Origin of the sequence: Hyphomicrobium sp. 802, from assembly GCF_000526135.1 — a bacterium.
Classification (GTDB): Bacteria; Pseudomonadota; Alphaproteobacteria; order Rhizobiales; family Hyphomicrobiaceae; genus Hyphomicrobium_B.
Genome location: NZ_JAFM01000001.1, coordinates 3083986 through 3110083, shown reverse-complemented (window position 1 = coordinate 3110083; position 26098 = coordinate 3083986). Strand labels below are relative to the sequence as shown.

Annotated in this window: 21 protein-coding genes; 7 read left to right on the top strand and 14 right to left on the bottom strand. The window is 60.7% G+C overall.

Going from position 1 to position 26098, the window contains the following annotated elements:
* Positions 1 to 8: 8 nt before the first annotated feature.
* The 6 genes from HYP802_RS0115865 to HYP802_RS23690 form a co-directional block, all read right to left on the bottom strand.
* The gene (locus tag HYP802_RS0115865; protein WP_013948372.1) at positions 9 to 1463 is read right to left on the bottom strand and encodes an NAD-dependent succinate-semialdehyde dehydrogenase; all 1455 of its coding nucleotides are present in this window, start codon (positions 1461 to 1463) and stop codon (positions 9 to 11) included.
* Positions 1464 to 1481: 18 nt separating this feature from the next.
* Positions 1482 to 2969: an aldehyde dehydrogenase gene (locus tag HYP802_RS0115860; protein ID WP_013948371.1), complete on the bottom strand. Its 1488-nt coding sequence runs from the start codon at positions 2967 to 2969 to the stop codon at positions 1482 to 1484.
* A gap of 12 nt (positions 2970 to 2981) precedes the next feature.
* Entirely contained in the window at positions 2982 to 4328 is a 1347-nt protein-coding gene (locus tag HYP802_RS0115855; protein ID WP_013948370.1) for a glutamine synthetase family protein, read from the bottom strand.
* Positions 4325 to 5077 carry a gamma-glutamyl-gamma-aminobutyrate hydrolase family protein gene (locus HYP802_RS0115850; protein WP_013948369.1) on the bottom strand — a complete coding sequence of 251 codons (753 nt, stop codon included), beginning with the start codon at positions 5075 to 5077 and terminating at the stop codon, positions 4325 to 4327. The genes HYP802_RS0115855 and HYP802_RS0115850 overlap by 4 nt, the downstream gene beginning before the upstream one ends.
* Complete coding sequence (locus tag HYP802_RS0115845; protein WP_013948368.1) at positions 5074 to 6459, bottom strand: aspartate aminotransferase family protein; 1386 nt, start codon at positions 6457 to 6459, stop codon at positions 5074 to 5076. Before HYP802_RS0115845 ends, HYP802_RS0115850 begins: the two co-directional genes overlap by 4 nt.
* A gap of 76 nt (positions 6460 to 6535) precedes the next feature.
* Positions 6536 to 6685, bottom strand: a complete 150-nt coding sequence (locus tag HYP802_RS23690) for a hypothetical protein (protein ID WP_013948367.1) — start codon at positions 6683 to 6685, stop codon at positions 6536 to 6538.
* A 130-nt stretch (positions 6686 to 6815) separates the two neighbouring features.
* Here HYP802_RS23690 and HYP802_RS0115835 point away from each other — a divergent pair, with 130 nt between their 5' ends.
* The 3 genes from HYP802_RS0115835 to eutC all read left to right on the top strand — a co-directional run bounded on the left by HYP802_RS0115835 (position 6816) and on the right by eutC (position 9776).
* A complete protein-coding gene (locus HYP802_RS0115835; RefSeq protein ID WP_013948366.1) occupies positions 6816 to 7505 on the top strand; it encodes a TetR/AcrR family transcriptional regulator in 690 nt (229 codons plus the stop codon).
* Between the two features lie 107 nt (positions 7506 to 7612).
* On the top strand, positions 7613 to 8998 hold the full coding sequence (locus HYP802_RS0115830; RefSeq protein ID WP_013948365.1) for an ethanolamine ammonia-lyase subunit EutB: 1386 nt from the start codon (positions 7613 to 7615) through the stop codon (positions 8996 to 8998).
* Between the two features lies 1 nt (position 8999).
* Positions 9000 to 9776: an ethanolamine ammonia-lyase subunit EutC gene (gene eutC / locus HYP802_RS0115825; RefSeq protein ID WP_013948364.1), complete on the top strand. Its 777-nt coding sequence runs from the start codon at positions 9000 to 9002 to the stop codon at positions 9774 to 9776.
* A 27-nt stretch (positions 9777 to 9803) separates the two neighbouring features.
* Here eutC and HYP802_RS0115820 read toward each other — a convergent pair whose 3' ends face one another.
* The 3 genes from HYP802_RS0115820 to HYP802_RS0115810 all read right to left on the bottom strand — a co-directional run bounded on the left by HYP802_RS0115820 (position 9804) and on the right by HYP802_RS0115810 (position 14580).
* The gene (locus HYP802_RS0115820) at positions 9804 to 12131 is read right to left on the bottom strand and encodes a TonB-dependent receptor (protein WP_013948363.1); all 2328 of its coding nucleotides are present in this window, start codon (positions 12129 to 12131) and stop codon (positions 9804 to 9806) included.
* A 320-nt stretch (positions 12132 to 12451) separates the two neighbouring features.
* Positions 12452 to 13219, bottom strand: a complete 768-nt coding sequence (locus tag HYP802_RS0115815; RefSeq protein ID WP_013948362.1) for an SDR family oxidoreductase — start codon at positions 13217 to 13219, stop codon at positions 12452 to 12454.
* A gap of 116 nt (positions 13220 to 13335) precedes the next feature.
* Positions 13336 to 14580: a PQQ-dependent sugar dehydrogenase gene (locus tag HYP802_RS0115810; RefSeq protein ID WP_155831248.1), complete on the bottom strand. Its 1245-nt coding sequence runs from the start codon at positions 14578 to 14580 to the stop codon at positions 13336 to 13338.
* 256 nt (positions 14581 to 14836) lie between these two features.
* On the opposite strand from HYP802_RS0115810, the gene HYP802_RS0115805 reads away from it, so the two are divergent.
* The gene (locus tag HYP802_RS0115805) at positions 14837 to 17020 is read left to right on the top strand and encodes an adenylate/guanylate cyclase domain-containing protein (RefSeq protein ID WP_013948360.1); all 2184 of its coding nucleotides are present in this window, start codon (positions 14837 to 14839) and stop codon (positions 17018 to 17020) included.
* 30 nt (positions 17021 to 17050) lie between these two features.
* Here the strand turns inward: HYP802_RS0115805 and HYP802_RS0115800 are convergent, their stop codons facing one another.
* Entirely contained in the window at positions 17051 to 18046 is a 996-nt protein-coding gene (locus HYP802_RS0115800) for a FecR domain-containing protein (protein ID WP_013948359.1), read from the bottom strand.
* A 226-nt stretch (positions 18047 to 18272) separates the two neighbouring features.
* Here HYP802_RS0115800 and HYP802_RS0115795 point away from each other — a divergent pair, with 226 nt between their 5' ends.
* The 3 genes from HYP802_RS0115795 to HYP802_RS0115785 all read left to right on the top strand — a co-directional run bounded on the left by HYP802_RS0115795 (position 18273) and on the right by HYP802_RS0115785 (position 21570).
* Positions 18273 to 18653: a hypothetical protein gene (locus tag HYP802_RS0115795; protein ID WP_013948358.1), complete on the top strand. Its 381-nt coding sequence runs from the start codon at positions 18273 to 18275 to the stop codon at positions 18651 to 18653.
* 125 nt (positions 18654 to 18778) lie between these two features.
* Entirely contained in the window at positions 18779 to 19750 is a 972-nt protein-coding gene (locus tag HYP802_RS0115790; RefSeq protein ID WP_013948357.1) for a hypothetical protein, read from the top strand.
* A gap of 56 nt (positions 19751 to 19806) precedes the next feature.
* The gene (locus tag HYP802_RS0115785) at positions 19807 to 21570 is read left to right on the top strand and encodes a c-type cytochrome (RefSeq protein ID WP_013948356.1); all 1764 of its coding nucleotides are present in this window, start codon (positions 19807 to 19809) and stop codon (positions 21568 to 21570) included.
* A 157-nt stretch (positions 21571 to 21727) separates the two neighbouring features.
* Here the strand turns inward: HYP802_RS0115785 and HYP802_RS0115780 are convergent, their stop codons facing one another.
* The 4 genes from HYP802_RS0115780 to HYP802_RS0115765 form a co-directional block, all read right to left on the bottom strand.
* The gene (locus HYP802_RS0115780; protein WP_024276117.1) at positions 21728 to 22099 is read right to left on the bottom strand and encodes a tRNA-binding protein; all 372 of its coding nucleotides are present in this window, start codon (positions 22097 to 22099) and stop codon (positions 21728 to 21730) included.
* Between the two features lie 76 nt (positions 22100 to 22175).
* Complete coding sequence (locus HYP802_RS0115775) at positions 22176 to 22580, bottom strand: tautomerase family protein (protein ID WP_013948354.1); 405 nt, start codon at positions 22578 to 22580, stop codon at positions 22176 to 22178.
* A gap of 31 nt (positions 22581 to 22611) precedes the next feature.
* Positions 22612 to 23595 carry an MDR family oxidoreductase gene (locus HYP802_RS0115770; protein WP_013948353.1) on the bottom strand — a complete coding sequence of 328 codons (984 nt, stop codon included), beginning with the start codon at positions 23593 to 23595 and terminating at the stop codon, positions 22612 to 22614.
* Positions 23596 to 23722: 127 nt separating this feature from the next.
* On the bottom strand, positions 23723 to 26074 hold the full coding sequence (locus tag HYP802_RS0115765; RefSeq protein WP_013948352.1) for an aminomethyltransferase family protein: 2352 nt from the start codon (positions 26072 to 26074) through the stop codon (positions 23723 to 23725).
* Positions 26075 to 26098 lie beyond the last annotated feature (24 nt).

Sequence of the window (26098 nt, the reverse complement as noted above, 5' to 3'; positions counted from 1 at the left end):
CTTGACTGCTAGGCGTTGATGCCGCCAAGGGCGATCATTTTTGTCTCGAGATACTCGTTGAGGCCTTCGTCCGCGCCCTCGCGGCCGAGACCCGACTGCTTGATGCCGCCGAACGGCGCGACCTCGTTCGAGAACACGCCTTCGTTGACGCCGATCATGCCGGCTTCGAGTGCTTCAGCCACGCGCCACGCGCGAGAGACATTCTGGCTGAAGAGGTAAGCCGCGAGGCCAAACGGCGTGCCGTTGGCGATGCGGATCGCGTCGGCTTCCGTCTCGAATTTGATGAGCGAGGCGACCGGCCCGAAGATCTCTTCGTTCGCGATCGTCATGGCGGTGGTGACACCGGTCACGATGGTCGGCTCGAAGAAAAGCGCGCCGTGTTTGTCCGGCTTGCCGCCGATCTCGATCTTGGCGCCTTCGGAGACCGCACCGGAAAGCAGCGACTTCACCTTGTCGATGGCTTCCGCATTGATCAGCGGTCCGACCGTCGATTTGGCATCACGGCCGGGTGCCACGACGAGCTTCGCGGCTTCCTCTTTCAGGGCTGCAACGAACTTGTCGAAGATGCCCGCCTGCACGAGGATACGGTTGGCGCAGACGCACGTCTGGCCCGCGTTCCGGAACTTCGACGCCATCGTTCCGGCGACCGCCTGCTTCAGATCGGCATCGTCGAAAATGATGAGCGGCGCGTTGCCGCCGAGTTCGAGCGTCAGCTTTTTGATGGTGTCGGCACACTGACGATAGAGAATGCGGCCGACTTCCGTCGAGCCTGTGAACGTCAACTTGCGCACACGGTCATCCGCCGTCAGCACCTTGCCGATGCCCGGGCCGTCCATCGTCGTGATGACGTTGAATACGCCCGCCGGAACGCCTGCGTCCTGCGCGAGCTTCGCAAGCGCCAGCGCACATAGCGGCGTCTCTTCTGACGGCTTCACGACGATCGTGCAACCGGCAGCCAGGGCGCAGCCGACCTTGCGGGTGATCATCGCGATCGGGAAGTTCCACGGCGTGATCGCCGCGCATACGCCGATGGGCTGCTTGATCGTGAGGTAGCGGCGCGACGCGACCGTCGTCGGGATCGTGTGCCCGTAGGCGCGCTTTCCTTCTTCCGCGAACCATTCAATGAACGACGCGCCATAAGCGACTTCGCCGCGCGATTCCGTCAGCGGTTTGCCTTGCTCGGCCGTCATCAACTGAGCCAGCGCTTCGGTGTCCGCGATGATGAGGTCGAACCACTTGCGCAGGATCTGCGCGCGTTCCTTCGCGGGCTTCGCAGCCCACGCCGGAAATGCCTTGTGCGCGGCGTCGATGGCGCGCTTGGCATCATCCGGTGTCAGGTCCGGTACATCAACGAGCTTTTCGCCCGTCGCCGGATCGAGAACCGGAAACGTCTTGTTCGAAGTCACCCACTCGCCGTCTATGAAGGCGGCCGAGGGGAAGGGCGTTGACGATTTGATATTCATTGCACCGTCTCCAGGGCGTCAGAGTGTGATCGAGACCGATTTTAAATCGGCATACTTATGTAGTGCGTGCAGAGAGCGATCACGGCCGAAGCCCGATTGCTTGAAGCCTCCGAACGGCATCGTGATATCGCAGCTGTCCCAGCCGTTGATCCAGACGAGTCCGGCACGGATCTCGCGGGCGGCGCGGTGAGCCAGCGTGATGTCCTTGGTCCAAAGACCGGCGGCGAGGCCATAGTTCGTATCGTTGGCGATGCGGATGGCGTCGTCCGCTTCGGTGAAACGCGTAATGGCGAGCACCGGTCCGAAAACTTCTTCGCGCGCCAGCGTATTCTCGGGCGTCACGCCCGAAAACACCGTCGGCTCGACGTAGAACCCACCGCTTCCTTCGAGCGTGCGATTGCCGCCGAGGGCCAGCGTGCCGCCCTCGCGCTTCGCCGTTTCGATATAGCGGAGTGCCGTCTTCATCTGTTCTTCGCTAACCATAGCGCCCGACGTCGTCGCGGGCTCCAAGGGGTCACCAGCAACGATTTTTCGAGCAACCGTTATGAGCCGATTGGTGAAATCATCGGCTATCGCGTCCTGCACCAAGAGACGAGACCCGGCAGTGCATACCTGCCCTGAATTATAGAAGATGCCCCACGCCGCTTCCGTGGCGGCGCGGTCGAGATCGGGGCAGTCCGCGAACACGATATGCGGAGACTTGCCGCCGAGTTCCAGGCTGACGCGCTTCAGGTTGCTCTGTCCCGAATACTGCATGAGCAGCTTGCCGACCGGGCCCGAGCCGGTGAATGCAATCATGTCGACGTCATTGTGCAGCGCGAGCGCCTTGCCTGCTTCTGCGCCGAAGCCCGGAATAACGTTCAGTACCCCCGCCGGAATTCCAGCTTCGAGCGCCAGTTCACCAAGCTTTAGCGCTGTCAGCGGCGATTGCTCCGCAGGCTTCAGAATGACGGAATTGCCCATCGCGAGTGCCGGGGCGACCTTCCACATCGCCATGTGCAGCGGGAAGTTCCACGGCACGATGGCGCCGATGACGCCCAGCGGATCGTGGACGACGAACGAGAACCGGTCCGGTGCTTCCGGCGCCACTTCACCGTAAACCTTATCGAGCGCTTCCGCATAATAGCGCAGCGAGCGGATGGCGTTCGGAACGTCGCCGCCGAGCGCGTTCGAGATCGGCTTGCCGACATCGAGGCTTTCGAGAACGGCGAGCGTTTCGATATCGCGTTCCATCAGTTCGGCGAGCTTGAACAGAATGCGCTTTTTCTCGCGATAGTGCAGCTTACGCCACGATCCCTCATCGAAGGCGCGGCGCGCGCTTTTGACGGCGAGATCGACATCCTCCGGCCCGCACTGGGCGACATGATTAAGGACGCGCCCGTCGCGCGGTGAGATGTTGGCGAACGTTCTGCCGGAAACGCTCTCCGTCAGCTTGCCGTCGATGACGGCTTCGCTCGGAATTTTGATCGATCCGGCAACGGCTTCGAAGTGTGCAAGCGATGTCATGACCGTAAAGCCTTATGCAACTTGAGCGTACCATTCATAGTCGAGCGCAGTAACGACACGCTCGAAACTGATGCGTTCGGTCTCTTTCAAGCGATAGTAGACGTCTTGGAATGCTGCGCCGAAAGCCTCGCGCACGATGTCGGAGGTGCGGAATGTCTGCAGCGCGTTCACCCAGGCGGTCGGCAGTTCGTTGCCGTCGAGTTCTTCCGCGTTGCCTTCCGCATGCTGCCCCGGGTCGACGCCGTTGGTGATGCCATGGCGGACGCCCGCCAGGATACTTGCGATGACGAGGAACGGATTGGCGTCGGCACCCGAGACGCGATGTTCGATGCGCGTCGCAGGCCCCGAGCAGCACGGCACGCGGAGCGCCACTGTGCGATTGTTGAAGCCCCAGTGCGCCGACATCGGCACATAGGATTCAGGCACGTAGCGGCGATATGCGTTCGCTGACTGTGCCCACACCGCCATGAAGTCCGGCATGGATGTCCGCAACCCGCCGATCGCCTGCCGGAACATTGGCGCCATCGGATCGCCCGCGAACAGGTTGTTGCCCTGCTTATCGATCAAGCTGACGTGAACGTGCATTCCGGAGCCCGTCCAGTCGTGGTGCGGCTTCGCCATGAACGTCGCTTCGAGATCGTGCGCATGAGCAGCCGCCTTGACCGCGCGCTTTAAGAGCACGCCATCGAGCGCTGCCGTCATGGCCTCGCTGTGCTTCAGATTGATCTCGAATTGACCAGGGCCGGACTCCTGCATAACCGCGTCGAGCGGCAGCCCTTGTGCCTCAGCGATGCGATAGACGTCATCGATGAACGGTCCGAGCGTGTCCATTTCCTCAAAGCCGAACGTCATCGGCCGTTCGGGATCGGCGGAGAGGCCGGACGGCGTCACGAGGCTGAAAACGCCGTCCGGCGTGCGCTTTGTCACGTAGAATTCGAGTTCGACCGCGACGATGGGCTTCTGCCCGGCATCCGCAAATCGCGACACCTGAGTGGCCAGCACACCGCGCGGATCCATATCGCAAAGATCGACAGGCACCATCACCGCTTGACCGTGCGAGCCCTTACCGACGGGCACCGGCTTCAGCGTGCCGGACAGCACGCGGAACGGAATGTCGTGATCGCCCGTCTCCCAGAGCCGGCCTGTCTCGGCGATCGAATTGCCGCGCGGATCGAGCACGTAAACGGACGCCGGAAGCAGCAGCCCGTTCCGCGCAATGCTGACGAGATCGCCGCGCCGGATGCGCTTGCCCCGCGGCATGCCGTTCATGTCGAACAGCAGAATGTCGATCCAAGACACGCTTGGATTGGCATCAAGGAACGCTGCAGCTTCTTCGACGGAAATGAATGTATCGGTCATGCGGCCTGGCCTTTCGCGATCATACCTCTCGCGGCGTCGCCGAAGCGGCGGAACAGCGCCAGGGATGCTGGATTGGATGTGTATTGCCATTCGGGGTGCCACTGCACACCGAGAGAGAATGGATTGCCGGCTGCGACGCGGGCGGCTTCGACCAGGCCATCCTCAGCGAACGCTTCCGCAACGAGCGGCTTGGCGAGATCGCGGATGCCTTGCCCGTGCAGCGAGTTGACGATGATCTGGTCCTGGCCGAGCCACGCCTTGAGCTCGCCCTTGAGCGTCACCGGGTGGCGCGGCGCGAACATCACGTCGAAGTCCGTCACCTTCGGCTCGCGATGGTCGGCATAGCCGTCGACGGTATGAACCGCCTGGTGCAGAGAGCCGCCAAGCGCGACGTTCAACTCTTGAAAGCCTCGGCAAATCGCCATGATCGGCACCTTGCGTTCGACCGCCGCGCGGATAAGCGGCAGCGTCACCGCATCCCGGTCACGGTCGATGGCGTCAGGCAGAACGGGCTCTTCGAGGCCGTAGTTTTCAGGGTGCACGTTCGAGATGGCGCCCGTCAGCAAAATGCCCGAGGCAACATCGAGAACGGAGCCGATGTCGGAAAGGTTCTTGCCGACCGGCAGCAGCAACGGCTGGCAGTCGGCGCCCTCGGCCACGGCGGCGGAATATTTCCGCCCCGCCGCGTCCGAGGTCAGTCCGCTGACCGTCTCTGTACTGCAGGGTATGACGACGACGGGCCGCCTCATGCCGCCATTTCTCCCTGGACTGCCGAAAGCGTCTGATCGAGCGCCTTCTGGATCACGCGGCCCGCTTCCTCGAACTGCTGCTCTTCCCAGGTCAGCGGCGGCGCGCACACCATCGTGTCCCAGACGGCCCGCATGATGAAGCCTTCCCGGAAGAAATGATCGCGACAGATAAGACCGACGCGGCCGAGGTTATCGAAGCGGCGGCGCGTTTTCTTATCCGCCACGAGTTCGATCGCGCCCATCATGCCGACCGTGCGAACCTCGCCGACGAGCGGATGATCCTTGAAGCGATCGAACAGCTTCGCCAGAGCCGGGCCGGTGAATTCCTTCACCTTAGGAACGAGTCGGTCGCGCTCCATGATCTCCAGGTTCTTCAGCGCGACAGCGCACGCCACCGGATGGCCCGAGAACGTGTAGCCGTGGTTGAAATCGTCGTCCTTGGCCATCAGCGCTTCGACGATTTTGTCGTCGACGAGCACGCCCGACAGCGGGATGTAGCCCGACGTCGCCGCCTTCGCGAAGGTGATGATATTGGGCCGGATGCCGTAGAAATCCGAGGCGAACCACGTGCCGAGGCGTCCGAAGCCGGTGATGACTTCGTCGGCCAGCAAGAGGATGCCGTACTTGTCGACGATGCGCTGAACCTCCGGCCAGTAGGTCGACGGCGCGATTTTCACGCCGCCTGCGCCCTGAACCGGTTCGCCCGCGAACGCCGCGACGTTCTCCGGCCCGCAACGCAGAATTTCTTCTTCAATAGCCCGTGCAGCACGCAGGCCGAACGCTTCCGGCGTCTCGCCGGGGAACGAGTCGCCGTACCAGTACGGGTCCATGACGTGGCGGAAGCCCTCATAGACTGGATAGCTGTGCGCATGCACGTGGCTCATGCCGCCCATCGAGCCCGCCGCAATGGTCGAGCCGTGATAGGCGTTCTCCCGGCTGATGATGATGCGCCGCTTCGGCTCGCCCTTGAGCACCCAGTAATGACGGATCAGGCGGATCGCCGTGTCGTTCGATTCCGAGCCCGACGAACCGAAGAACACCTGATTGAGATGCGCCGGTGCGATCTCGGCCAGCTTGCGCGCCAGCTCGACGACCGGCGGGTGCGTCGTCTTGAAGAAGGTATTGTAGAACGGCAGTTCGACCATCTGATCGTAAGCGGCCTGCGCCAGCTCTTTGTTGCCATAGCCGATGTTCGTCGTCCAAAGGCCGGCCATGCCGTCGAGAATGCGATGGCCCTCGCTGTCGATCACATACGGACCTTCACCTTTGACGATGACACGGACGCTGCCGCTGCCTCTCAGCGACTGATGATCGGAGAAGGGATGCAGATGGTGCTGCGCATCGAGTTGTTGGATCTGTTGCGTCTGAATACGGTTGGACACGAGGAAGCCTCCAGCAAAAGAAAAATGGGAATGAGCAGGCCTTGAGGGCCTGCTGAGAACTGAGCGCTCGGAGAGTTCAGTGCGGCGTGTAGCCGATGCGCGCGCAGAGCTTCAAAAGCTCGCGCTTGGGATGGGGAATGCTGCACATGGGACGCGGCACCTCGCGGCAGTGAGCGATATCACCGCCATCGTAATAAGCCGGAAACCCGATATGCAACAGTGTCATACGCGACGTTCCCTGGGGCAAGCACGACCCGCGCCTAGCTTCGACACTCAACCATTGACACGAAGGCGTCTTGCTTCTTAGAACGCTTCGAGTGTAAAGTCTACAGTGTAGAAGTCAAGGGGCTGGACGGATGACTGAGCCAAAATCGCGGGCACGGCGGGGCGTTGAGAAATCCGAGATCCTTCAGGCGGCGTTCGATTTGTTTGCCGAGGTCGGGGAAGCTGCGTTTTCCATTCGTAAGGTAGCGGCGATCGTCGGTGTCGACCCGATGACCGTTCTGCATCACTTCGGCTCGAAGGATGAGCTGTTGCGAGCCATCGCCGATCATGGACTTCGAAGCGTTGAGATGCCGACGGCGACCGCGAACTGGCGCGACGACCTAAGGGCCGTCGGAAAGGCCTACCGGATGCTGGCGCATCATCATCCTCGGGTTTTTCCGCTGCATTTTCGCTACAACGCAACCGGTCCTGCGGACCACATTTCGAGTGAGATCGTCTACTGTGCCCTGCGTCGTGCGGGGTTGACCGATACTGCGGCGGCAGGCCTTGGCCTTGCTTTCTATGCATTCGTTCTGGGATTTGCGTTGGCCGAGGCAGAGGGCCTTCTGCGCGCGATCGGCCCGGCGGAAGAGACCGAGTTGAGTGCGCTCGATCCGACTATGTATCACGCCACGCAAGACCTCATTCCTGTTCTGAAGACGCTCGATCCGAGCCTTGCGTTCGAAGACTCTATGGACGTCTTCATCGCAGGCGTCGCAGATCTCGCGAAGCTCAAACCCCGTCCGAAACCGATCGTCGAGTGCGACTCCAAGTGTGCATGAGCGAAGCTGCTCCCTGATTGGGCGGCGGGTGGCACCATTTGATGCTTGCAAGCCGCTGATTGAAGGACATTATTGAACGAGCAACCGGCGAGATTGGGAGAGCGGCCATGTATCGGGTGCACGCGGGCGGAACGACCTACACGTTTTCATCCCTGAAAGAGCTGTTGGCGAAAGCCACGCCGCCGCGCTCTGGCGACGTGCTGGCGGGTGTCGCGGCAAAGTCCGCCGCCGAGAACGTCGCCGCCAAGATGGCGCTCGCCGACGTGCCGCTGAAGCAGTTCCTCAACGAAACCATCATTCCCTACGAAGACGATGACGTCACGCGCCTCATCGTCGACACACATGATGGCGCGGCGTTCGCGCCGGTTTCTCATATGACGGTCGGCGAATTCCGCGATTGGCTGCTGTCAGAGAAGGCGACGCCGGAGAAGGTCTCCGCGCTGGCGCCGGGCCTGACGCCGGAAATGGTCGCTGCCGTCTCGAAGATCATGCGCAACCAGGACCTCGTGCTCGGCGCCAAGAAGGCGCACGTCATCACGAAGTTCCGCGATACGATTGGTTTGCCCGGACACATGTCCGTGCGTCTGCAACCCAACCATCCCACCGACGACAAGAAAGGCATCGCCGCGTCGATGGTCGACGGCTTGATGTACGGCTGCGGTGATGCCGTCATCGGCATCAATCCGGCGAGCGACAACATCGGCGCCATCACCGATCTTCTGGTGATGATGGACGACGTCATCCGCCGCTTCGAAATCCCGACCCAGAGCTGCGTGCTGACACACGTGACGACGACGATCGACGCCATCGCCAAGGGCGCGCCTGTCGATCTCGTCTTCCAGTCGATCGGCGGCACGCAGGGCGTCAACGATAGCTTCGGCGTAAAGCTCTCGCATTTGCAGGAAGGCCGCGAAGCCGCTTTGAGCCTGAAGCGCGGCACCGTCGGCGACAACTGCATGTATTTCGAGACGGGGCAGGGATCGGCGCTCTCGGCCGACGCGCATCACGGCTGCGATCAGCAGACGCTCGAGGCCCGCGCCTACGCCGTCGCGCGTCAGTTCAAGCCGCTGCTCGTCAATACCGTCGTCGGCTTCATCGGCCCGGAATATCTCTACAATGGCAAGGAGATCATCCGCGCCGGCCTCGAGGACCATTTCTGCGGCAAGCTGCTTGGCCTGCCGATGGGCTGCGATATCTGCTACACCAACCACGCCGAAGCCGATCAGGACGACATGGACATCCTGCTGATGATGCTCGGCGCTGCCGGCGTCAACTTCATCATGGGTATTCCGGGCGCCGACGACATCATGCTGAACTACCAGTCGACCTCATTCCACGATGCGCTCTATGTGCGCGAGGCGCTGGGCCTGAAACGCGCGCCCGAGTTCGACGCCTGGCTGACGAAGATCGGCGTCACCGATGCGAAAGGTCACCTCGCACCGCATCGTCCGGGCAATCCGCTTCTCACCCACGCTCAAGCATTGGCGGCGTAACATGACAGCGGATCCCTGGGCCAATCTCAAACAGTTCACGGACGCACGCATCGGCCTCGGCCGCTCGGGTTCGGCGATGCCGACGCACGAAGTCTTGGACTTCGCATTGTCTCACGCCATGGCGCGCGACGCCGTGACGACACCGATCGACTGGACGCCGATCGAAAAAGGCTTAGCCGATCTCGGTCTTTCCACGCTTCGCGTCGGCAGCGCCACGCACGACCGTTCGGAATATCTCCGCCGCCCGGACCTCGGTCGCAAATTGTCCGATCACTCGCGCGAGGCGCTGATGCGCGCTGCCGAAATGGAGGATGGCCGGCCCGATCTCGTCGTCCTCGTCGGCGACGGGCTGTCGTCGATGGCAGTTTCCGCCAATACCATTCCCTATATGGCGGCCCTCCTGCCGCATGTCGTCAAAGCCGGCTGGAAACTGTCGCCGATCTTGCTTGCCGATGACGCGCGCGTGGCGCTCGGCGACGAAGCCGGAGAGATCCTCGGCGGCAAAGCCGTGCTCGTGCTGATCGGCGAGCGTCCCGGCTTATCGTCGCCCGACAGCCTCGGTGTCTACATCACCTTCTCGCCGCGCGTCGGCATCAAAGACGCCGACCGCAACTGCATCTCGAACGTGCGCCAGCGCGGACTATCCTATGAGGAAGGCGCCTTCAAGACCGCATGGCTCCTGCGCGAAGCCTTCCGTCGCGGCCTGACGGGCGTGAACCTCAAGGACGAATCTCAGTTCCTGATCGAAGGCCAGAAAGGCCCCGAGCTGATCAAGTAATTGCTGACATCTTCGGCTTTGTCGAAGCTAGAACTCCGTCGACATCGAGAGGATGAATGTCCGCGGCGCGCCAAGGCGCAATCCCGTCGACGGATCTGCCGTTTCCCAATAGTTGGTATCGAGCACATTGTAGACGTTGGCGCGAAATTCGATTGGACGGTCTTCGAGCTTGTAGCGGACGCCGAGATCGAGCCTCGCCCAAGCGGGAAGCTCAAGCTTGTTTGCCGCGTCGGCATATTGCGTGCCGGTAATGACCGACCTGGCACTTAACGTTACGCCCTTGGCGAAGTAGGGATCCCATTCCACCCCGACGTTACCGTTCCAGTTCGCGACGCCGATCGCGTCTTTCCCGTCGTTTAGACCGCCTTGTGTCTTTGTCTGCTCCGGATCGAGATATGTCACGCCGCCAAGCAAGCGGATGCTCGGCGTCAGTTCTCCAAAGACGTTGAATTCCACGCCTTTGTTAAGTTGCTGTCCATCGATCGTGTAAATGGTCGATGCGGACGTCGAGCCGGGGATGGTAATCGCGTTCGGCTGTTCGATCCGAAACACGCCGAGGGTCCCGGTGACCTTGCCGAAATCGACCTTTACGCCCGCCTCGGCTTGCCTCGTCTTGGTCGGGGGAAAGACTTCTCCGGCATTTTCGGTTCCCGCAGGCGCGGTCATGCCTTGGGTAAGACCCTCGATATAGTTTCCATAAAGCGAGACGTTGTGCCAGGGCTTCACCACGAGACCCACGGATGGCGTCGTTGCGGATTCGTCGTAGGTTGATGTCCGCGCACCGCTTGTGACATCGTAATTGTCTTGATCGACGTATTGGCGGCGAACGCCCAAGGTCAACCACACCCGGTCATCGGCGAACACCATCGTGTCGGCAAAGGCGACGGAGGTGAGATCGGTGCTGGCGTTCTTTCGAGCGTCGGAAAGGCTCGATGTATCCGGCTTTGGAATCTCCGCAACGTGATAGAGATCGGAGAGACCGCCGCCCAGGACGTCCAGGCCGTATCCGACCTCGCTGCTCAGTCGTGTCGCGCCGATATTCCATTCGTGCCGCACGCTTCCGAAACGCAGAACGCCTTTGATGCCGCCCTGGTAGGACTCGCTGTCTGAATACTGCGGATAGTTTAGAATCTGCGTCAGAAGCGAGCCGGAATTGTCGTTGAGCCTGGAACTGGTGCGCAGATCGGCTTGGTCGTTGGTTCGCCCGCCTGCGGCGGCATAGACGGTAATGTCCCGCGTGACGTCGACCTCACCACGGACGACGCCGTAGAGATCCTCATTGTCGATATATTCCCAGAGCTGCGCCGTTCGGTTGCTGGCATTGGGGGCGTCCGGAATATGCGTGACGCCGCCACCAATTCTTAGGCCGCCACCCCAACTGCTTGGAACGTCGGTGCGATCTTTCTGGTATCCAAGATCTGCTGAAAGGCGCACGGCGCTGCCGCGGAAATCCAAGCCGAGCGTCGCCGATTGGACTTCGTTCGTCTGATCGTCAACTGCGGTATCGCCATTCTGATAGAGACCGTTGAAGCGCACCCCGAATTCTTTGCCAGTGCCGTACCGCCGTCCGACGTCCAATTCTGCGCTCCCCGATCCCGAACTCTCAAAGCCGGTTGTCAGGCGCGTGAGCGGTTCATCGCCCGCACGCTTCGGGACAATATTAATGGTACCGCCAACGCCGCCGCTCGGTGACATGCCGTTGAGCATGGCATTTGGGCCCTTGAATATTTCGACCCGCTCCACGCCCGATAGAGAGATGGTTCCAACCGGCAGGACGCCGTACAAACCATTGAAAGATGTGTCGCTGTTCGGAACGGTAAAGCCGCGAATGGTAAAGACGTCGCCGCCACCATTGTTGCTTCCCCGTCCGTGGTTGTTGATTCGCACTGAGGGATCGGTGTCGACCACATCTGCAAGGGTCGAGGCCTGCTGATCGCGCAGATAATCTTCAGTATAGCTGGTTACGCTGAAAGGCGCGTCCATGACATCCCGGTTGCCGAGAATGCCCAGTTGCGCGCCGCTCGCCACCTGACCGCCGGCATACGCGGGAGGCAAATTATCGATGATCGCCGTTCCCGGAACCGAGGGAAGCGGCTCTGTGGCCGGGTTTTTCGGTGCGGCAGCCGCAGTTTTTTTCGTCGGCTTTGCCGTATGCTTTTTCGGCTGCGGTTGTTTCTCTACAGGCTTGGCTTCGACCGTGACCTCTGGCAGCGTAGTGGCTGCTGGAGCGGTCGTCGAACTGGCTGACGGAGGCGCCGGTTCGGGTGAAACAATTTGGTTCGCTTGTTGAGCACCTGCCGTGGATGCAGACAACAAAACTTCGCCCGCCAAAACGGCGGCAACAGACACGCGCATTTCCCCTCGAGCCCCCCGGCGTCGATGCTTCCCCAGGCACACATCACCTCTCAAGGCGAGCCAGCCTAGACCGAATGTTAAGAGATCGAGCCATATTGTCTACGAAAAAAGTATTATATATGGCCGCGACAATTTTGGTGCGGTTCCAACGAAGATTGAAAATCTATTGAAGCCTCAAGATCGCGTGTGACGACCTTTATCCGAGGCGGTCACATCGGCAAGACGATGCAAAAGGGGATCGTTCCTCCGTGCGGTCTTCCCGTTAAGTCCTCAGCGTTGGCGCCCCCGCATTGCAGGACCGCCAACGCCTAGGAAAAACTTCACACCGCCGTAAAGCAGTTATCGACGAAGATAGACGCGCCGTTGACGAAGCTCGCTTCGTCGCTGGCAAGGAAGAGAGCTGCGTTGGCGACTTCTTCCGGCTTGCAAAGACGGCCCTGCTGCACGGCGAGCGCTTCCTCTGATGCGTCAACGCCGAGCTTTTGCAGCTCCGCCACTTCGCGCAGTCCGTGTGGCGTCGCGACGAAGCCCGGTGCAACAGCGTTGCAGCGAATGCCCTTGTCGCGATATTCGACCGCAATCGACCGCGCGAACATGTGGCAGGCAGCTTTCGACGTATTGTAAGCCGTCTCCAGCGGCGTCGCCGCGATCGCCGAAATCGACGATGTGCACACGATGGAGCCGCCGCCCATTTCGATCATGCCCGGCAGGACAGCCTTCGTCATGAGGAACATGCTCGTGACGTTGATGCCCATCAGCCATTCCCATTCCTTCAGCGTCATTTCGAGGAACGGCTTGATGATGATCGTGCCCGCGTGATTGAACAGCACGTTCGCCTGCCCAATGGCCGACGTCACCTTGGCGACGGCGTCGTTGACCTGGCCTTCATCCGCGACGTCCGCAGCCGCGAATACCGCCTTGCCCCCGGCGTTGTTGATCTGATCGACGATGGCTCGTCCTTCTTCCTCCCTCCGGTCGATAACGCCGACCGTGGCGCCTTCGGCCGCGAACAGCAGCGACGACGCCCCGCCCATTCCCGTCGAGCCGCCTGAGATGATCGCGATCTTGCCTTTGAGCCGGTCTGCCATCGTCAACACTCCTTGTCGTAGTCGTTTTGGCTGAGCGGGTGTAACAGAAACGGGCCGGATCGTTTGATCCGGCCCGTACGATTTCTTGACATCTGACAGCGTGCCGCGGCGCAGTCTTACTGCGGCTTCATCCTGGCGAGCAGATCGGTGGTTGGCTCGAGCCGGAAAAGGGCCGCCTCGCTGCTATCCTGCAGCAGGTAGATATAGCCATCGGGCCCGATTGCGACGTCGCGGATGCGCCCCATCGTGTGATGCAGGTAGCGCTCTTCTTTCACGACGCGGCCGGAGTCGATGTGCAGCCGGATTAGGCATTCGCCCGCAAGCGAGCCAATCAGGAAGTCGCCACGCCAGTCGTCCGGCATGATATTCCCGTAATAGGAAACGAGGCTCGCGGCGGCGACCGAAGGCACCCAGTAGTGGACAGGGTCGATCAGCCCAGGAGCTGATGTCTTATCCGAGATGATGGTGTCGTCGTAGTTGGTGCCGTAGGTCACGAGCGGCCAGCCGTAATTGCCGCCGGATTTGATAAGGTTGAGTTCATCGCCGCCCTTCGGGCCTTGCTCGATCGCCCAGATCTGACCGTCGCCGACATTGCCGATGATGCCCTGGGGGTTGCGGTGGCCGTAGCTGTAGATCTCCGGTAGTGCATCGGCGCGTCCAACGAACGGATTGTCCTCCGGGATCGAGCCGTCGACATTGATGCGGATGATCTTGCCGCCGTCGTCCAGCAGGTTCTGCGCCCGCTCCATCTGGAAACGATCGCCGATCGTCAGATAGAGCTTATGGTCCGGACCGAACGCAAGGCGGCCGCCGATCTGATCGAGGCCCTTCGCAGCCGGCCGGCTTTCGAAAATAACCCGATTGTCGATAAGGGAATTGCCGTTGAGTGTGGCACTCATAATACGGATTGTGCCGGCTTCCGCAGTCCCGTGCATATAGGTCAGGAATAGACGGTGATTGTCGGAGAAATCGGGATCGACCAAAACGTCGAGCAATCCCGAATGGCTGCAGCACAGAACTGTCGGTACGCCGGAAATCGGCTGCGACTGTAATTGATCGCCGATGACGACGCGTAACCGGCCTGGCCGCTCGGTGACGAGCATGCGGCCGTCGGGCAGGAAGGCCATCGACCAAGGGCTTTCGAGCTTGTCGGCAACCTTGCGTAACTCATAGGGAAAATCCTTATCCGCGACGTCGCGCGGATCTTCCGGCGGCTGCAGGGCGTCGACCCGCGGCTCGTCCGAACCAATCTCCGCCCGGCTGACGTCCGGCGTTCCCAGGAGGAGGGCTGCAAACAACGCTGTTACGAAACCGGAGTGAATTCCGAGGCGCCTTCCAAGGGCTAATGTTCTATTTTCCAATTTGCCCCATCCCACAATGAAAAATCCGCCGTATGCGGATTTGTGATAGTTTTAAGACTATTCGGAATATGGGCGTGAGCAAGCCCAAAAAATGAACGTTCAGTCACCCGCTTGGCTTAGGAGAGTTCGCGTATCTTGTGCACATGTCTTTCCGTCCTAATACCGCACGCGCCGACCAAAGTTCCACGCCGGATGAATGCGTTAAGCTGAGGACCATGCCGCGGCTTTTGCCGTGGGGCAAAACCTGGATCGGAGCATGACTGCCGGATCGAATCGCCTTCCGCTCGCTCTGGTCATCGCCGCGATCCTGTTAACCGCTTGCGTCGCGATTCGCATCGCCGACCCCGAGCCGGTCGCGCGGCTCCGGTTGTCGGTCTTCGATACCTACCTTCGTAGCGCCCCGCGTACCCTGGATACATCTTTTCCGGTTCGGATCGTCGCGATCGACGAAGCGTCTCTCGCGCGCATCGGACAATGGCCCTGGCCGCGCGATCGGCTCGCCGCCATTGTCACGAAGCTTGCCGCCGCTGGAGCTGCCTCGATCACGTTCGACATGGTCCTCGCCGAGCCCGACCGGCTGTCGCCCGACGTGATTGCTGAAGCCCTGGCAAGCAATCCGCGGGCGACGGGACTCGCGTCCGAACTGGCAGACCTGCCTTCGAACGATGAAATTCTCGCCAAGGCCATCGCACCGGCGCCCGTCGTGCTCGGCATCGCTGGTGACAACGGCCGCGCGCGGAAGCAGGGGATCGGCCGCTACCCCGGTGCAATATCGTTCGCGGGCGATGATCCGGCGGCTTTCGTTCACGCCTTCTCCGGCGGGGTTGAGAACCGACCAGAGCTGACGAAAGCTGCACGCGGGATTGGCGCCGTCAACTGGCTGCCGTCCAGCGATCAGGTCGTGCGCCGCATTCCGTTGCTCGTTTCGATCTCCGGCGCGCTTTACCCATCGCTGGCGCTGGAAGCCTTTCGCGTCGGCACCGGCCAATCGACGATTTTCATCAAGTCGTCGGGAGGCAGTGGCGTGCTGGCCTTCGGACAGCAGACCGGGATCGACAGCATTCGCGTCGGCCAGGCCGTTCTGCCGACCGACGGACGCGGCGAGCTTTGGCTGAAATTCTCGCGCAGCGATCCGCGCCGCGAGATTTCGGCTCTCAAGATCTTGGACGGCACATTCGATCCGGCGGACGTGAAAGGCCGCTACGTCATCATCGGCGCAACGGCGACAGGCCTGCTCGATTTGCGCGCCACACCGCTCGACGTTGCCGTTCCGGGCGTCGAAATCCATGCCCAAGCTTTGGAACAAATTCTGTCAGGTGATCACCTCGTGCGGCCGGCTTACGCGACCGGCGCTGAGATCGCATTCATCCTGCTTGTCGGCGGCTTCGTCGCATGGCTGATCGAACGCTCCGGCGCGCTTGTCGCCGCCATCGTCGGCGCAAGTGCGATCGCGCTGATCGTCGCTATATCGTGGTTCGATTATGCGTACATGGGCATGCTGTTCGACCCCGTCTATCCGTCTCTCTCAGTTGCGTTGCTCTATCTCGGTGTCTCGTTGACGAGTTATCTCAAATCGGAGATGCAGCGCGCCGAGATTCGATCCGCATTCGGACACTACGTTGCAGCACCGCTGGTCGAGGAACTGGCGCGCAACCGCGACAAGCTGAAGCTCGGCGGCGAGACGCGTAAGGTGACGCTGCTTTTTGCCGACGTGCGCGGCTTCTCGAAAATATCGGAAGGCATGCGCGCGGAGGAATTGATCCGGTTCGTCAATCGACTCTTTACGCCGCTGACGGACGAAATCCTGAAGCACAACGGCACCATCGACAAATTCATGGGCGATGCCGTCATGGCCTTTTGGAATGCACCGTTGCCCGATCCCGCGCACGCTGCCAATGCCTGCCGCACGGCGTTAGCGATGCTGGATGCTCTGGCGCGCTTAAATGCAGCGTTGGAAGCCGAATGCCTGGTCGGCGGCCAACCCTTCGTCCCGGTTCGCATCGGTATCGGCCTGAACACGGGCGAATGCGTCGTCGGGAACGTCGGCTCGCCGCAGCGCTTCGACTATTCCGTTTTGGGCGATGTCGTGAACGTTGCTGCCCGGTTCGAAAAAGCTACGAAGACATATGCAGCCGGTATCATCGTCGGCGAGCGGACGGCAGCCGAAGCGCCACAATTTGCGTTGCTTGAACTCGGCGCCGTAACGCCGCGCGGCAAGGACCGGCCCGAAATCATCTTTGCGTTGCTCGGCGACGAAGCGTTTGCACGTTCAGAAGATTTTCGTCGCTGGGAAACGGCGCACGCAGCTTTTCTGTCCGCAAAAAGCGACGGTGATGGAGATCGGATACACGTCGCTATCGCCAATTGTTTGCAGTACGCATCGGGCGGCATGGCGGACTACTACCGCAAGTCCCTCGCGGACGGGACGGCGCGCAGCTAAAGGCCGAGCCGCGCGTCGAGACGCTCCTGCTCAACGGCCGCGATTGCCGCCATACCCACCGCCATCGGATCCGCCGCGACGGCCGCCACCGAATCCGCCCATGCCGCCGCCGATGGCGATGCCCATTCCGGTCATGCATCCATCGCAGCCGCCACCGTACGCGCCGTCACCATTCCTCGGCTTGCGCGTTGCGACCTTCTTCTTCGGCGGCGTCTTTCTGGGCTTCTCAGCCTTCTTCGTCTTGATCGGCTTGGTCGGGATGATCTGCAGGTGCGGATTGAGGCACTTCTGATCCGGCTCGTCCGCAAAGTTCGCTTCGATGATCTGCGCGCGTGACAGCAGCGGATTAGGATCGATCGACGGCGTGTTGATCACGAACGGGAACGCGGTGTCGAACGCAACCGCTTTACTATCCGGCATTTTCGACCAGTTGAACGGCCCGGTCACGGCGCCGTTCGCGCCGATGTGCATCATCTGGCCCGGACGGTCGAGCACGCGGCACACGTTTCTCTTTCCGGTCGCTTCGATGGCGCCTTCATGCAGCAGCACCCACACCGATTTGTCCGGCAATACGTAAACGTCGAAGATGGTCCCGCGGACGGTGATCGATGCATTCGGCGTGTTGATGATATAGGTTGGCTTCGTCGCGACGCCGGTAATGAAGCGGAAGGCGCCCTTCGCCATGTTCAGGATGATCGAGCCGGATTTCTTGTCGCTGTCGTAGACGAACCTGTCGAGCACGAGGCGAGAGCCGGGGCCGAGCGCGAGCTTCGTGTCGTCGTCGAGCTTGAACTCGCCTTGAGCGTCGGTGTTGACCTCAATGATCTCGTCCTGCCGGACATCGTCGCCGCGCGCGAGGCGACGCTCTTCTTTGGCGAAATCCGCCATGACGATGTTGGTGATCACGACCGCATCGCCGATCCGATCTCCGGATGCCGCGAATGCCGGCAAAGAAAAAGCCGCCAGCGAACCGGCACTCACTGCGGTGAAGGCGAATGCAAACGACATCAACGAAGATCGCGGCATGTCACGGCTCCAGGATCAATGAATCCGAAACGCTATGCGCTTGCTGAATACCACAGTTGCGCAGCGTCCGCTCGTTTATGCCGAAGTTTGCGAAACTGCTGTGCCGGAGGTGACACGCGGTTTTCGTCCACCGGGAGCCGCGAGATTGCGATGGATTCGAAATAGTTGAAAGACTATAACGGAAGCAGCCATCAATCGTAGCTGAACGACGTATGGGAAGCGGCGCATGCGCATCGACGTGCAGGATCTGACGCAATTCAACGTTGAAACAGACGGCCGCAGCGTGACGCTTCATGTCGTTGATACGAAGGGAATGCCCGCGGCCGTCAATCTTCAGGTGGCGCAGCTCGGAATGCTGGCCATGTCGTTGCCGAACCTCATCGATGCTGCGATCCAAGTCCAATATGGCGATGCGAGCTGCCGTTTCACGTATCCGCTGGCGTCATGGTTGGTTGAGCAGGCGCTCGATCCGTCTCTCTTGATCGTGACCTTGAAGACCTCGGACGGCTTCGGTGTCAGCTTCTCCTTGCCGCGAAAGAAAGCAGACGAAATGTCGGAATCGCTGGCGATGGCTGCACAAAAGGAAGTCGAATTGCTCACCCACTGAGGGATCGTTCTTCGACGATTTGCGTTTTTTGTTAAGCGGCTCGTTCTAGCTGATATAAATGTCGAGTATAATTTAAATAAAAATGCGCGTTCCGAATGGAAACGCCAAGGCGCCTTGGAGGAAGCATGAGGTCACGGAAGCCAAAGGGCTGTCTCGCAGCCCTCGCCATCGTTTGTTCATCTGCTGTCGCTGCTTCGGCGATGGCAGGGGACATGAAGCCGATCGAGATACCCGGCGATCAAGCTTATCCGGAAAGTATGTCGGCGTCGTCTGACGGCACGATCTATATCAGCAGCATCGCGTCAGGCGGTGTCGCGCGCGTTAAGCCCGGCGAATCCAAAGCAGAGATGTGGATCAAGCCTGGCGCATTCGGCACGCGCAACACATTCGGCGTTCTGGTTGACGAAAAAACCAACACGCTCTGGGTCTGTTCAAACGACATATCGGCGATGGGCGTCCCGGGACCCAGCACGGTTCCCGGCGCTTACCTGAAGGGTTTCGATCTGAAGACGGGGGAGGGGAAATTCAGCGCCGCATTTCCCGGCAAGGCCCATGTCTGCAACGACATGGTGATTGCATCTGACGGCACGATGTACGTAACGAACACGGCTGCACCGCAAATCCTGCGCCTGAAGCCCGGCGCCAAGGAACTTGATGTCTGGCTCGAAAACGATCTGCTCGCGCCGAAAAACGGAGCGGGGCTTGACGGCATTGCGTTCGGCAGCGATGGCAATCTTTACGTCAACACCTATGGCGGCAACGAATTCTTTCGTGTCACGTTGAAGAATGGCGCACCGGGAAGCGTCACAAAGCTTGAAACATCCAGGCCCATTCAGAACCCTGATGCGCTCCGTCCGCTCGACGGTAACACGTTCCTGATGGCCGAAGGTGGCGGCACTGTCGATCGCGTGACGGTCAACGGTGATAAAGTCGATATCGAAACCTTGAAGGATGGCCTCAGCGGACCGACATCGGTTGCGAGGGTGGGCGATACGGTCTGGGTCGGCGAGGGCCAACTCGCACATCTCTTCGGCGCCAAAGAGAACGGACCGCCGAAACTGCCGTTCCAGGCCGTGCCGGTTCCTCTCGGCAAGTAAATACCGCCGAGGCTTCATGGGCCTCGGCTTCCAGTCGGACTTCCAGGAGAATGAACATGCAACCTGTTGCAACCGTACGCACATGGGTGTCTGCAGCACCGATGGCGTTTGTGCTCGCGCTCGCCATACCATTTGTCGGGGCGACATCGTCGCGTGCCGCCGAATGTCCGGGAGACAATGGCGGCCTCAGTCTGCCGAAAGGTTTCTGCGCTTCGATCTTCGCCGACAAAGTCGGCCATGCCCGCCAGATGGCCGTGTCACAAGACGGTACGCTCTATGTCAACACGTGGAGCGGACGCTACTATCAGAACAACGATTTGCCTCCGGGCGGTTTTCTCGTCGCGCTGAAGGATAGCAAAGGCACTGGCAAGGCCGATGTCATCAAGCGCTTCGGCGAAACGCAGGCCGAAGGCGGCCACGGCGGCACCGGCATCTATCTCTATAAGAATTACGTTTACGCCGAGATCAACGATCGCATCGTTCGCTATCCGCTGAAGGACGGCGAGATCGCGCCGGAAGGCAAGGGTGAAACGGTGCTGTCGGGCATGCCGATCACCGGCGATCATCCGATGCATGGATTCATCATCGACGCAAATGGCAACCTCTTCGTAGAGATGGGTTCGGCGACGAACACATGCGAAATCAAAAATCGCATGCCGCACTCGAAAGGCCACGAGCCATGCATCGAGCAGGAGACGCGCGCCGGCATCTGGAAGTATGACGCCAACAAGCTCGATCAGAAATTTTCGCCCGCCGAGCGCTATGCGACGGGTATCCGCAATGGCGAAGGCTTCGACTTCGATGCCGCGGGCAGGCTCTACGTCACCCAGCACGGCCGCGATCAGCTACATGAAGATTGGCCCGAGCTCTATACCGCGCAGCAGGGCTTCGATCTGCCGGCCGAAGAAGTAGTCGAACTGAAAGCGGGCGGTGATTACGGCTGGCCGCACTGCTATTACGACGGCTTCCAGAAGAAGCTTGTCCTTGCGCCGGAATACGGCGGTGATGGCGGCAAGACCGTCGGCGTTTGTGCCGACAAGCTCGGCCCCGTTGCAGTCTTCCCAGCTCACTGGGCGCCGAACGACATGAAGATCTACAAGGCGACAGCATTCTCCGAGCCTTATCGCGGCGGCATGTTCATTGCGTTTCATGGCTCATGGAATCGCGCACCAGGTCCGCAGGGTGGCTACAACGTCGTCTTCCAACCGTTCGCTGACGGCAAGACGACGGGCAACTTCATCGTCTTCGCCGATGGCTTCGCGGGAACCCAGAAAAATCCGGGCAGCGCGCCGCACCGTCCATCGGGTCTCGCGGTTGCACCCGATGGTGCGCTGTACGTTTCGGACGACGTCGCCGGTCGCATCTGGCGCATCACGTACGTCGGCGATCCGAACGCGAAAGAGCTTGAGGCCGCACCCGAAGTGCAGGCTCAGGCATCGGGCGACAAGAACGTCCTGCCGCCGGAAGGCATTCATCCGGATGCAGGCGTTGCGGCATCGCTTCCCGTTCCGCCTGGTGCGACTGCCGACCAAGTCGCGCTCGGCAAGAAGATCTTCGACGGCGAGGAAGCCGGCGCAACGTGTGCAGGCTGCCACGGTGCGGGCGGTGTCGGCAGTCCCGTCGGCGCCGATTTGACGGCCGGCAAATGGCTCTGGAGCGACGGTAGCCTTGCAGGTCTCAAGAAGACGATCCTGGACGGCGTCGAAACGCCGAAAGAGCACGCCGGCGCCATGCCACCGAAAGGCGGTGTGGACTTAACTGATGCACAGGTGGACGCCGTCACCGCCTATGTGTGGGCAATTGGGCATGTGAAGAAATAGATTGCGTCATCCCCGGCCGGGCGCGACGAATGGCGCGTCGAAGGCCGGGGATCCAGCGTGAGCCTCGCCGGAGGCGCGAAACATAGGCGTCTCCGATGAACTTTATGTTGGATGCTCAAATGCGCTGTCGATGCTCACGCATTCGAGGACGACGTGTCTAGAAAAGCCGCGCCCCGTTCGGCACTTTGATGTCGGGCGCGAACAGCACGACTTCGCCGTTTGTGTCGGGAAAGCCGAGCGTCAGCACTTCCGACATGAACTTGCCGATCTGGCGCGGCGGAAAATTCACGACCGCCGCCACCTGTCGCCCGATCAGCGTCTCGCAATCGTAGTGTCGCGTGATCTGCGCACTCGATTGCTTGATGCCGATGCCGTCGCCGAAGTCGATCTTCAGTTTCAATGCCGGTTTTTTCGCTTCCGGATAAGGCTCGGCTGCGACCACGGTGCCGACGCGAATATCGACCGTCAGAAACTGATCGAACGTGATCGCAGGAGACGCCGGCGCATTCGGATCGTGCACGAGATGCATTCCGGTACCTTTCGTTCTTCTCATTCCTTCTCCCGCGCGGGGAGGGGGCTAAGATGAGGGGGGCGACGTGAAGTTGTTATTTCGGCTTGCCGCCGAGCTTGCCCGTCAAAAATTGCGCCTCGCCATTGCCGAACGACCAGTCGGCGTCGGTATTGGTGACGAAGTTCACCATCACGTCGCTCGGCGCGATGCCGCAACGCTTCGACAGCGCTTCGGTCAGCAGGCGATAGAACGTCGTCTTTTCCTCTGTTGTGCGAGGCCGCGTCGTCACGGAGACCAGAACAACCTTGTCTGTGCGCGGAATGTCGAGGCCCGTATCCTCAATGCGGACGCGGCTTGGCTCGTGCTCGTGCACGATCTGATAGCGGTCGCGCACCGGAACCTTGAAGGCTTCGAGCATCGCGTCATGTGCAGCATCGAGCAGTGAGGCAAGCTCGGCGTCGGTGCGTCCTTTGATGAGGTCGAAGCGAAGAAGGGGCATTGCGGTATCCTTGCGAAGCGGAGGGAGGGAACTAGCGGGAAACGTCGATGACGACGCGCCCGCGGATCTTGCCGTCGATGAGATCGCGAGCGGCATCGATCGCAGCAGAAAGCGGAATTGTCTTGGTCATGGCATCGAGCTTGGCAAAGTCGATCTCGTCGGTGAGACGGTTCCAGGCTTCGATGCGGTCAGCAATCGAACGGTAGACCGAGTTGATGCCGACAAGCGTCACCCCGCGCAGGATGAACGGCGCGACGGTTGCAGGAAAATCCATCCCCTGCGCGAGGCCGCAGGCGGTCACGACACCTTCGTCTTTTGTTTGCGCACAGACGTTTGCGAGGGTGTGACTTCCGACGCTGTCGACGGCGCCTGCCCATCGCGCCTTCTGCAGCGGGCGGCCGGGTGAGGACAGTTCGTTGCGGTCGATGATCGTTTTTGCGCCGAGGCCTCTGAGGTAGTCGGATTCTCCGATGCGGCCCGTGGAGGCTGCGACCTCGTATCCAAGGCGCGAAAGAAGAAGCACCGCAACGCCGCCGACGCCGCCAGCGGCCCCCGTCACGATCACTTCGCCCTTCGCCGGCGTCACGCCTTGGCGCTCGAGCGCCATGACGCACAACATCGCCGTATATCCGGCAGTGCCGAGCGCCATCGCGCGCGCGGCGGTCATGCCCGGCGGAAGCGGGATTAGCCAATCGCTTTTGACGCGCGCATATTCGGTGAGGCCGCCCCAGTGGTTCTCGCCGACGCCGAAGCCGTTGAGAAGCACCGCTTCGCCCTTTTTGAAGCGCGGGTTTGCGCTGTCTTCGACGATGCCCGCGAAATCAATGCCGGGTACCATCGGGAAGCTGCGAACGATCGGCATTTTGCCGGTGATCGCAAGGCCGTCCTTGTAGTTCAGCGTCGAATGGCTGATGCGGACAGTTACCTCGCCGTCTGGCAGCGCCGCTTTGTCGACATCTGCGAGGCGGGGCCCTGAGTGCTCGCTGCTTTTTTCAATGAGAATGGCTTTGAACATCGATGTCTTCTCCTCAGAGCTACGGGGCGTTTAGCCCTCGAAGACGGGAGACGCAACACGGACGGCCTAAAAAACGCGGCCGGGAGTGATCCCAACCGCGTTTTGCATGCGTGCTATGCGTGGCGCTTCACATCCGGACGCGTTCTTTCTTTGGATCGTAGAACGGGAACGGCACGACTTTCGCCTTGAAGCGCTTCTGCAAGCCATCGAGGCGGCCGATTTCAACGGCCGTGTCGTTGGCGGCGTGAACGGCTTCGATACGTGCGAACGCCAACGTCTTCTTCAATAGAGGCGAGCGCATCGCGCTCGTCACGATACCAATCTGTGCCCGGCCGATGTACACTGGGTCGCCGTGCGACGGCTTCTCGTTGCCCTCGATTTCGAGACCGACCAGTTTGCGCAGCGGATGTGCGCGGCGGTTCTCAATAGCGGCCTTGCCAATATAGTCGTCTTCCTTCTTTGTCGGCACCGTAAAGCTGATGCCGGCTTCGAGTGGATCGGTCGTCGAGTCGAAGTCATGTCCACCAAACACGAGGCCCGCTTCGATGCGCACCATATCGAGCGCGTCGAAACCGAACGGCTGGATCTTGAATGGCGCGCCCGCAGTCATGATCGCATCCCAAACCGCAGGCGCATCTTTCGGATGGCAGAACACCTCGTAGCCGAGTTCGCCGGTATAGCCCGTGCGTGACACGAGCACCGGAATGCCCGCAACGCCGCCGATGCGTCCGATTGTGAAGCGGAAGACCCCAAGCTCCTGCATCGTCGGCCGGCTCGGCGCCGTCTCGACGATCGACGCCAGGATCTCGCGCGACTTCGGCCCTTGGACGGCGACGTTATTGAGTTCGTTGGTCGCTGTCTTGAGGTTTACTTTGTAGCTCGTCTTCGCCAGCTGTTCTTTCAGCCAGATGAGGCTCGCGTCGTCGCCACCGATCCAGCGGAAGTTGTTTTCGCCCAAGCGGAACAGCGTGCCGTCGTCCACCATGCCGCCGTGCTCATAGCACATCGGCGTATAGTAAATCTGACCGACTGCAAGCTTGCGCACGTCGCGCGTGATGATGCCGTTGAGGAACTGCTCAGCATCCGGCCCGAGTACTTCCATCTTGCGCAGCGGCGACAGGTCCATGATGACTGCCCGCTCGCGGCATGCCCAATATTCTTCAATGGCCCCGGCGTTGGCGTAGCAGTGCGGTACCCAGAAGCCGCGATAGTCGCCGAAGTTGCGGGTGAGGGCTGACGTGCGCGGGTGAAATCCCGATTCTCTTGTCAGCTGCATGGGAGCATCCGGTGCCATTCTGTATCCGATCGAGCGCTTGAACGGGGTGTCCTTCGGGTAGACCCGAACGTGGATTTCAGTGAGGTTCCAGCCGTTCGACGGGTCGATGTCGGCCGGGCAGGAGGATGTGCCGCAGACGAGATCCGTCAGCGCACGCATCATCACGTAGTCGCCTGGACGCGACCACGGTTCATCGGACCATATGTTGTTATGGCAGTCGACGTTGGTGTTGAAAAAGAAGTTGATTGCGGGCCAGCCTTTATAGCTGCCGATCTGATAATCCTTCAGCGCCTCGTTGAAGTTGTCCGAGCAGTTCGGATGACCGAAGTAGCCCATATCTTCATAGTAACGCGTCGTGCACGCGAGGTTGAACGTGTCGTGCCGTCCGACTGTGTCCTGCACGACCTCGACGAGAGGATTGCGATCGCGGTCGAAGAACTTCGAGAACAGGCCAGGCTTCGGATAGGACATGCCCGTCATGGAGCGCGTGGTCGTTGAGTCGAGACCAAGCACATTGCCCCTGTCGAGCTCTTTGCGGTTGAAGGCTAGGAAGTCGGAGCACTGACGGCCTTGGACGTCAATGATCTGAATGTACTCGCCTTCGTGAACCTCGAAGCTTTCCGCACTTGCGATGTTAATGCGAATGTCGAGGCGCGGCTCGGCAATCGGATCGGGCAGTCTTGCTTCGTTCAGAAGTTTCGGATTGGCGCGCTGAATGAAAACAAGAACGTCGGTCGCAGGCGTCTGATCCCAGACGATCATCGGCTCCGCCGGTGCGCCGATAACAACGAGAACCGGTTTTTCAGCCTGCAGCGAAACGACGTCGCCCGGAACGGAATCTGGACCAAGCACGCGCTTAGCTTTGACGCGTCCGAGATCAAGGCCGCGCCGGAATAGTCCGAAGCGAACGCGCTGCGCATCCTCGCTGTCGGATTCAAGCGCCTTTTGAATGCCGGTGGGCGCTCCATCGCCTTTGAGGCCGATCGCGCCGAGATCACTTTTTCCCCCCGGTGCGAAAGCCGCGATCTCAACGGTCTGTCCGCCTTCGAGCGGACTGATTTCCACGCGGTCGCCCTTGTCGAGTTCGTAGACGGCCGTGCCGCCACCTTTCAAGACATAACGCTCGACACCGGGCAGCAGTGAGGATTGGCCCGGAACAAAAAGCTTGGGTCGTGCGGGGGACGTCAGAACATTGTCGCTCATGGTGTCCTCATCTCGCTGAAAACG